Origin of the sequence: Paracoccus suum (assembly GCF_003324675.1) — a bacterium.
Classification (GTDB): Bacteria; Pseudomonadota; Alphaproteobacteria; order Rhodobacterales; family Rhodobacteraceae; genus Paracoccus; species Paracoccus suum.
On sequence record NZ_CP030918.1, the window covers coordinates 73525 to 82500 of the forward strand.

At 62.9% G+C, this 8976-nt stretch carries 7 protein-coding genes, 1 tRNA gene and 2 rRNA genes (1 of these 10 only partly in view); 1 reads left to right on the forward strand and 9 read right to left on the reverse strand.

The annotated features are described in order from the left end of the window. Positions 1 to 15 precede the first annotated feature (15 nt). From DRW48_RS00320 to DRW48_RS00345, 6 genes are all read right to left on the reverse strand, one after another. Complete coding sequence (locus DRW48_RS00320; RefSeq protein ID WP_114074678.1) at positions 16 to 735, reverse strand: sulfate/molybdate ABC transporter ATP-binding protein; 720 nt, start codon at positions 733 to 735, stop codon at positions 16 to 18. A 10-nt stretch (positions 736 to 745) separates the two neighbouring features. Then, on the reverse strand, positions 746 to 1624 hold the full coding sequence (cysW, locus tag DRW48_RS00325) for a sulfate ABC transporter permease subunit CysW (RefSeq protein ID WP_114074679.1): 879 nt from the start codon (positions 1622 to 1624) through the stop codon (positions 746 to 748). Positions 1625 to 1635: 11 nt separating this feature from the next. After that, positions 1636 to 2487 (reverse strand): sulfate ABC transporter permease subunit CysT, encoded by an 852-nt coding sequence (cysT, locus tag DRW48_RS00330; protein WP_114077248.1) that lies wholly within the window; start codon positions 2485 to 2487, stop codon positions 1636 to 1638. Positions 2488 to 2500: 13 nt separating this feature from the next. Beyond that, entirely contained in the window at positions 2501 to 3637 is a 1137-nt protein-coding gene (locus DRW48_RS00335) for a sulfate ABC transporter substrate-binding protein (protein WP_114074680.1), read from the reverse strand. A gap of 155 nt (positions 3638 to 3792) precedes the next feature. Next, the gene (locus DRW48_RS00340) at positions 3793 to 4257 is read right to left on the reverse strand and encodes an RrF2 family transcriptional regulator (RefSeq protein WP_114074681.1); all 465 of its coding nucleotides are present in this window, start codon (positions 4255 to 4257) and stop codon (positions 3793 to 3795) included. 154 nt (positions 4258 to 4411) lie between these two features. After that, positions 4412 to 5377, reverse strand: coding sequence for an AraC family transcriptional regulator (locus tag DRW48_RS00345; RefSeq protein ID WP_114074682.1), 966 nt, complete (start codon positions 5375 to 5377; stop codon positions 4412 to 4414). A gap of 167 nt (positions 5378 to 5544) precedes the next feature. Here DRW48_RS00345 and DRW48_RS00350 point away from each other — a divergent pair, with 167 nt between their 5' ends. Next, the gene (locus DRW48_RS00350; protein WP_199286129.1) at positions 5545 to 6669 is read left to right on the forward strand and encodes an MFS transporter; all 1125 of its coding nucleotides are present in this window, start codon (positions 5545 to 5547) and stop codon (positions 6667 to 6669) included. Between the two features lie 634 nt (positions 6670 to 7303). Here the strand turns inward: DRW48_RS00350 and DRW48_RS00355 are convergent. The 3 genes from DRW48_RS00355 to DRW48_RS00365 form a co-directional block, all read right to left on the reverse strand. Beyond that, positions 7304 to 7380 (reverse strand) — tRNA-Met (locus DRW48_RS00355). Between the two features lie 52 nt (positions 7381 to 7432). Next, positions 7433 to 7547: ribosomal RNA gene (rrf, locus tag DRW48_RS00360) — 5S ribosomal RNA — on the reverse strand. Positions 7548 to 7661: 114 nt separating this feature from the next. After that, positions 7662 to 8976, reverse strand: a 23S ribosomal RNA gene (locus DRW48_RS00365) (it continues 1515 nt past the right edge of the window).

Consider the following 8976-nt stretch of genomic DNA (forward strand, 5'->3'; position numbering starts at 1 on the left):
CGCCAGTGGCCTCTGTCAGGCCGAGATGAACTCGCGCACGAAATCCGTCCTTGGACGCGCGCGGATGTCGTCGGGCCTGCCCACCTGCTCGATCCGGCCCATCGACATGACGACCACCAGATCGGCCAGCCCCATCGCCTCCTCCTGGTCATGGGTGACAAAGATGCTGGTCAGCCCGGTAGTGTCATGGATGTCGCGCAAACCCTGACGCAACTCCTTGCGGACCTTGGCGTCGAGCGCGCCGAAGGGCTCGTCCAGCAGCAGCATCCGCGGCTCGATCGCGAGGGCGCGCGCCAGGGCCACGCGTTGCCGCTGACCGCCAGAGAGCTGGCTGGGATAGCGGCCGCCGATCTCGGGCAGCTTGATCAGCTCCAGCAGCTTTGTCACGCGCCGCGCGATCTCGGCCGGTTGCGGCCGCGACTGGCGCCGGCGGGCACGCAGGCCATAGGCGATGTTCTCGAACACGGTCATGTGCCGGAACAGCGCGTAGGACTGAAAGACAAAGCCCGCGCGACGCTCCTGGACACTCAGACCCGTGGCGTCGGTCTGGTCGAACAGCACGCGCCCCGCGTTCGGAAACTCAAGCCCCCCAAGGATACGCAGCAGGGTGGTCTTGCCTGAGCCCGAGGGGCCGAGCAGCGCCACCAGACTGCCCGACGGAATGGAGAGCGACACGGGATGCAGGGCCGTCGTGACGCCAAAATCCTTGGAAATCTCTTCGATGTCGATGTTCATGGGATCCCCGTCAATGCCGGTGGGTGGCGGCCAGCTGGTCGGCAAAGCGCCATTCCAGGGCCGTCTTGAGGGTAAGGGTGACAAAGGCGAGCAGCGCCAGGACGCCCGCCATGGTGAAGGCCGCAACCGACAGATACTCGTTGTAGAACATCTCGATCATCAACGGCATCGTGGTAGTCTCGCCCCTGATCTTGCCCGAGACGACAGCGACCGCGCCAAATTCACCCATCGCGCGGGCGTTGCACAGCAGGACGCCATAGAGCAGCGCCCAGCGGATGTTTGGCAGCGTCACTGTCAAAAAGGTCCGCCAGCCCGAGGCGCCAAGGGTCAGCGCGGCCTCCTCCTCGGCCCGCCCCTGTTCGAGCATGACCGGGATCAGTTCGCGGGCGACGAAGGGAAAGGTGATGAAGAGCGTCGCCAGCACGATTCCGGGCACGGCAAAGACGATGGGAAAGCCGTTCGCAACCAACCACGCGCCGAGGGCAGAATTGGCACCGAACATCAGGACGAACAGAAGGCCAGCGACGACCGGCGAGACGGAAAACGGCAGGTCGATCAGGGTGATGACCCAAGCCTTGCCGCGCCAGTCGAACTTGGTGATGGCCCAGGCGGCGGCGATGCCGAAAGCCGCGTTCAGCGGCACGGCAATCGCCGCCACCATCAGCGTCAGCCGGATGGCAGCTCGCGCATCAGGCTCGGACAGGGACGCGAGCGCGAGGGCCCAGCCGCTGCCCAGCGCCTCGCCGAAGACAGCAATCAGGGGCGCGAACAGCAGCACCGCCAGGATCGCGAGGCAGAGCCCGATCAGCGCCCATTTGATCAGCGCGGGTTCCGTCGTCGCCTGACGATACCGGCGCAGCGGGGCGGGAATGCTCAGAGTGTCGGTCATGGGTCCCTCCCTCAAACCGCGCCCATGCGGCGGCGGCTCCAGACCTGGATGAGGTTGATGGCGAGGAGCAGCGTGAACGAGATGCTCAGCATCGCGATGGCGATGGCGACGGCCCCGTCATAATCGAACTCCTCCAGCCGGATGACGATGAGTAGGGGCGCGATCTCGGTCACGTTGGGCAGGTTGCCGGCGATGAAGATGACCGATCCGTATTCGCCGACCGCCCGGGCCAGGGCGAGGGCGAACCCGGTCATGGCCGCAGGCGCCAGCATCGGCAGCACGACATGGGTCAGGGTCCTCAGTCGAGAGGCACCGAGGGTGGCGCTCGCTTCCTCAGTCTCGCGGTCGACCTCCTCGATCACCGGCTGCACGGTGCGGACGACGAAGGGCAGACCAACGAAGACGAGGGCGATCCAGATACCAAGCTCGGTATAGGCGACGCGGATGCCGAAGGCGTCGGCGAGCACCGATCCAAAGACGCCATTCGGCGCATAGATCGCGGTCAGGGCGATACCCGCGACCGCGGTGGGCAGCGCGAAGGGCAGATCAACGGCGGCGTCGATGATGCGTTTGCCGGGAAAACGGTAGCGCACCAGCACCCATGCCAGCACGACACCGAACACGAGGTTGAAGAGCGAGGCAACGAACGCGGCGCGAAAACTGAGCGCCAGGGCCGACCAGACGCGGGGGCGGTTCACCACTTCCCACATGGCGCCGGCGCCAAAGCCGATGAAGCCGCGCCACAAAAGGACCCCCATCGGAACCAGAACCACGATCGAGAGCATCGTCAGCATAATCCCGAAGGACAGCCCCCACCCCGGCATCGGGGTGGGCGTCCTGAGGGCGAGGGACCTTGCGGTCATCCGGGCGGCCATCTCACTTGCCCTGATAGATCTGATCGAAGATGCCGCCATCACCGAAGTGCTTGGGCTGCACCTCGGCCCAGCCGCCGAAATCGGCGATGGGCAGCCGCTCCAGTTCCGGGAAGCGGGCGACATCGGCGGGATCTGCGGCCGAGGTATCCCAGGCGCGGTAGTAGTGCCGCAGCGCCATCGCCTGCGCCTCCGGGCTGTAAAGCTGCTCTAGATAGGCGGTGGCAAGGGGGCGGTTCGCGTCGGTCAGATGCCCCTCGACAAGCGCCACAGGCGGTTCTGCCAGCACCGAGACGGAGGGCACCACGATGTCGAACTTGTCCTCGCCCAACTCGGACAAGGCCAGGTAAGCCTCGTTTTCCCAAGCCAGCAGCACGTCCCCGAGGCCGCGCTGCGCGAAGGTTGTGGTCGAGCCACGCGCGCCGGTATCCAGCACCGGCACGTTACGGTAGAGCGCAGCGACGAAATCCTGCGGATTCAGCTTGTTGCGCTCGGCATAGCCCCAGGCGGCCAGATAGTTCCAACGCGCGCCCCCACTGGTCTTGGGGTTCGGCGTGATGACCTGCACGCCTTCGGCGATCAGGTCGTTCCAATCCTTGATCCCCTTGGGGTTCCCCTCGCGCACTAGGAACACGATGGTCGAGGTATAGGGCGAGGAGTTGTGCGGCAGGCGTGATTGCCAGTCTTTGGGGATCAGGTCGCTGCGGGCCGCGATCTGGTCGATGTCCGAAGCGAGCGCCAGCGTCACGACCTGCGCTGCCAACCCGTCGATAACCGCCCGCGCCTGGGCGCCCGACCCACCATGGGAGGTCTTGATCTGGGGCGCGGGGTTGCCCTGCGCGGTCCACCAGTTGGCGAACCAGGTGTTGTAATCGCGATAGAACTCGCGCGTGGGGTCATAACTGACGTTCAGCAGCGGCTCGGCCGAGGCCTGCGGTGCGGCGACCACCAGCGAGGTCAGGCCAAAAATGGCCGCGGCGATCGCGGCCTTCCAGCGGCGGGTTTTCTGAGGCACGGGCCTGAAGGGACGGCCGATCACCTTGCGACCCCCGGCGTCGATCAGCAGACGGCCATCCGGCAGCCGTTCAATCAGCATGCCTTGCGCCTGGACATACGGCGAGACGGAAACGGTATGGATCATTGCGAGGACCCTCCTCTGAGGCGGAGGCACGACGCCCCCATGTCGATAATCACGACAGAGATGGTCGAGAAAATCAACAAAATAATCACGCCTATTTTGGTCGTGAAGAAAAACAGGTGTTTCGCGACGCATGCTTGTGTCCGCGACGGCGTCCCTCAGATGCCAAGCTGCTCCGCTACGACGCGGGGCTTTCCTGATTCGGGTCGCTCGACGAGGTCAGCCAAGGTCAGCGACTCGATCAGCAAAAGATACGACCAGAACACCTGGGCAAAGACCTTGCGGAGGCGACAGGCCTCCTCGTCCGGGCAGTCGTCGCATTTCTGGTACGAACGCCGCGACAGGCAAGGCAGCGGGGCAATCGGGCCGTCAATCAAGCGCATGATCTCGCTGAGGGGAACTTCGCCAGGGTTCTTGATCAGGATATAGCCACCATGACGACCGCGGACGGAGGCAATGAACCCAGCGTTGCGGATTTCCAGCAGAATGTGTTCGAGGAACCGTTTCGGCGTATCGGCACGGGTCGCGATTTCCTCGATGCGCAAGGGTTTACCCTCGCCTGCCCTTTCGGCGGCGAGTTCCATCAGGGCCTTGAGGGCGTACTTCATCTTCTGCGTAATCACGACCCTGAATACGTCGCTGGGGGCGCGATCTCAACTCCAATCACGCGTGGCACGGTCGTGTATTAGCTAACGCGGATTGCAGGCTATACTTGGGAATGCCGCGGGCGGCGCCCGATTCTTCGGCGCGTCGTCAGCTGCAACTGGGCGCAAGGAGTTAATGCCTCGCGCCCCGTCGATGGGCGGCAGGCGAGGTGCCGATCACCCTCTTGAATGCGCGCGTAAAGGCGGCCTGGGACGAATAGCCCATGCGGAAGGCGACCGAGGCCACCGACGCGCTTTCCTGCTCCAGCAGTTGCGCGGCCACACGCATCCGCAGGTCGGTCAGATAGCGCAGGGGACTGACGCCGAGCACCGCCACGAACCGCTCTGAAAACATCGAGCGCGAGGCGCCCATCTGGCTGGCCATCATGGCGACGTCCCAAGGGCGCCCCGGATCGCGGTGCAGCTCGACCAACACCCGTGCGAGGCGCGGATCCCGCAGCGCGGTGATGAGGCCGGAGGCGTTATCGCAGCCGCACTCGACCCAACCGCGGACGATCAACGACGCGATCACATCCGCCAGCCGCGCAAGGACCCCGGCCGACCCCGGCCGGTCCTGCGCCATCTCAATTTCCATGGCGGCGAGGATGGCGTGCATTTCCGGTTGGCGGTCCAGCAATGCCCCAACCGACATGGCATCTGGCATCAACGCCACAAGCGGATGGACGGTGGCCAGATCCAGCTTCATCGCGCCAGTCAGGATCGTCGTATCGGTGGTGCGGCAGGCGGCCATGTCGCAGGCGCGGATCTCGCAGAAAGCCGGACAGACCGTCTCTGGGGTAAAGCTGTCGAAGTCCCGCGCGGCGACACGGGGGCCGGACAGCAACTGATGCGGATGTCCGCGCGGGATCAGCACCGCGTCGCCCTTGGACATGATGCGAGGCGCGATATCGGGCATGAGCAGCAACGCCCGCCCCTGTCCGATAAAGTGAAACCGCGCCATGTCGCTGGTCTTGAAATCGACCCCGAAGGGCGGTGTCAGCCGCACCCGCCAATAGGTCGCGTCACGCAGGCGCATGCCCAGCAGCACCTCGCTGACGGCGTCATGGCTCTCGTGCAATTCGGTGTTTGGATCAAACATAACGGTCAGACTGACATAGTTCGTCCGCAGTTTCCAGATACATGCACAGGCAGCCAAACCACAACGCCAAGGAATGCCGCATGTCATCCGGAGCCTTTATGACTGACGCCACGTCCGGACCCGTTCCACAAACACACGACAGACCGGCCTGGGGGGCGGTCTTTTCCATGTCACTCGGCGTCTTCTCGCTCGTGACAGCCGAATTCCTTCCCGCCAGCCTGCTGACGCCGCTGGCAGAGGGGCTGGACATCAGCAAGGGCGCGGCCGGACAGGCGGTGACCGTCACCGCCTTTGTGGGCCTTTTGACCAGCCTTTCGATCTCGGTACTGGTGCGGGGGATCGACCGCAGATGGGTGCTGATGGGCTTTTCAGTGCTGTTGATCATCTCCAACCTGATCGTGGCGAGCGCACCGGGGCTCGTGGCCCTTCTGCTTGGGCGCGTGCTGATGGGCATGGCGCTTGGTGGTTTCTGGACCCTCTCCATCGCCACGCTGATGCGTCTGGTGCCGGAACCCGCGATCCCGCGCGCCCTTTCGATCATGTTCATGGGCGTTTCTGCGGCGACGGTCTTCGCCGTGCCGGTCGGCAGCTATCTGGGGGCCTTGATCGGCTGGCGGGGCGTATTCCTCGCCGCGACGGGCCTAGGAGTTCTGGCGCTGCTGGTTCAGGCGCTGACGTTGCCGCCCCTGCCCGCGCAGGGCAAGGCGCGCCTCGCGATCCTGTTCGAGGTCCTGGGCCGCCCCGGGATCGGGATCGGCATGTTCGCGGTGCTCCTGCTATTTGCCGGACATTTTACGTTCTTCACCTATATCCGCCCGTTTCTGGAGAACGTGACCGGCGTGGGTGTCGACGGCGTAACGGCAATCCTGTTCGGCTTTGGCCTTGCCAATTTTGCCGGCACCTACCTGATCGCCTTCGTCATCCAGCGTTCCCTGCGTCTTGCACTGATCATGCTGCCGCTCGTCCTTGCCGCGCTCGCATTGGTCATGTCGATGTTTGGCGGAATCCCGGCCATGGACGCGCTGATGATCGCGCTCTGGGGCCTGATCTTTGCCGGCGTGCCAGTGTCCTGGTCCACCTGGATCACCCGCGCCCTGCCGGACCAGGCCGAGGCAGGCGGGGGCCTGATCGTCGCCGCCATCAACTTCGCCATCGCCGCCGGCGCGGGACTGGGCGGCGGACTGCTCGAACTCTCCGGACCGCGGGGCGTGTTCTTCGTGAGCGGGCTGATCTTGATCGCGGCAGTCCTGACTGTGGTTTTCGGGGTCAAGAATCAGGAGGATAAAGGCTGATGATATAGGGGCGGAACGAATCTTCGGGTTAAGCGCGCGGGGGCTTCGACTCGCTATCCGAAGTCAGATGTTTCTTCCCCGGCTTACTGGAAGGAGCGGTCCATTCGCTCCTTCGCTGCCTCCCAAAAGGGCCCGATCCAAAGGTTGTTCCTTGCGTGGAGCGCTGGCAGACCCTGGAGCGCGATCAAACGTGCTGCCGAGCGATTCGGAGTGCGGAACACTGCCAAATGGCGCCGTCAAATGCGCGGCGTTCTCGACCCCGGAAAGCCAACCGGAACAAACTCCCCTCCCATCCTGTGCGCGCTCATTGGTCTCGCATGGCGAGCCGGCTGCGCGTCAGGTGCTAATGCTGAGCACATCGATCGCGGCTACACCGCGACCCTGTTTACGGAGGCGACGTGGGTTCGTCCCGCGGAGGCAAACGGGCGGGGAGTGCCGACCTTCAGATTTGGACACAATAGCTTCGCCGAACGGTCACGAATACCGGACGCACGAAGTCCCAACATTGTCCGCCACCCCTCGGTCGGGCGCTCGCGTTTGCCCGCGCTTTTACGATCGGCCCGGCTATTGCCTGCGTTCCCGTCCCCTTGAACGGCAAACGCCGCCCTGGGGGCGGCGTTTTGCGTGATCGTTCTGGTTGCGGGGACAGGATTTGAACCTGTGACCTTCAGGTTATGAGCCTGACGAGCTACCGGGCTGCTCTACCCCGCGACAGGGTTGTCTTGTCGGAAAGTTCTGAAAGAGAAGTTACGTTTCTTTCCAGGTCTGGCGGTGACCTACTCTCCCACGTCTTGAGACGCAGTACCATTGGCGCGACGGCGCTTAACGGCCGAGTTCGGGATGGGATCGGGTGTTTCGCTCGTGCTATAGCCACCAGACCGGGGAAGAAACGCGCGTTCCGCTTTGGCCTTTGGGCTTTGGCGGGGTGTTGTCCATTTTGTACACCGAAGTGAGCTTGCTTTGGGTCGAAGGCGGTCTGCCTTCTACCGGATCAAATCAAGCCAATCGAGCCATTAGTACCGGTCAACTGAACGCATTGCTGCGCTTACATCTCCGGCCTATCGACGTGGTGGTCTTCCACGGCTCTCAAGGGATACCTTGTTTTGAGGGGGGCTTCCCGCTTAGATGCCTTCAGCGGTTATCCTGTCCGTTCATAGCTACCCAGCACTACCGTTGGCACGATAACTGGTCCACCAGTGGAACGTTCACCCCGGTCCTCTCGTACTAGGGGCAACTCCTCTCAAGTATCCTACACCCACGGCAGATAGGGACCGAACTGTCTCACGACGTTCTAAACCCAGCTCACGTACCTCTTTAAATGGCGAACAGCCATACCCTTGGGACCTGCTCCAGCCCCAGGATGAGATGAGCCGACATCGAGGTGCCAAACGATGCCGTCGATATGGACTCTTGGGCATCATCAGCCTGTTATCCCCAGCGTACCTTTTATCCGTTGAGCGATGGCCCTCCCACTTGGGACCACCGGATCACTATGGCCGTCTTTCGACTCTGCTCGACGTGTCAGTCTTGCAGTCAGGCTGGCTTCTGCCATTGCACTCAACGAGCGATTTCCGACCGCTCTGAGCCAACCTTCGCGCGCCTCCGTTACTCTTTAGGAGGCGACCGCCCCAGTCAAACTACCCACCACGCAGGGTCCCGGATCCGGATAACGGACCGCGGTTAGACATCAAGAGTGCGAAGGGTGGTATCTCAAGGATGGCTCCACGGAAACTGGCGTTCCCGCTTCAAAGCCTACCACCTATCCTGCACATCACAATCCTGATGCCAGTGCGAAGCTATAGTAAAGGTGCATGGGGTCTTTCCGTCTAACCGCGGGAAGTGTGCATCTTCACACACAATTCAATTTCGCTGAGTCCATGTTTGAGACAGCGGGGAGATCGTTACGCCATTCGTGCAGGTCGGAACTTACCCGACAAGGAATTTCGCTACCTTAGGACCGTTATAGTTACGGCCGCCGTTTACCGGGGCTTCAATTCGGAGCTTGCACCCCTCCTTTTAACCTTCCGGCACCGGGCAGGCGTCAGACTGTATACGTCGCCTTACGGCTTCGCACAGCCCTGTGTTTTAAGTAAACAGTCGCCACCCCCTGGTCTGTGCCCCCTGCCCACGCTTGCGCGCAAACAGGGCCTCCTTCTCGCGAACTTACGGAGGTATTTTGCCGAGTTCCTTAAACATGGTTCTCTCAAGCGCCTTGGTATTCTCTACCAGTCCACCTGTGTCGGTTTCGGGTACGGTCTGATGGAGGACTATTTCCAGGGACCCCGCAGCTGCCCGATCAATCCGTTA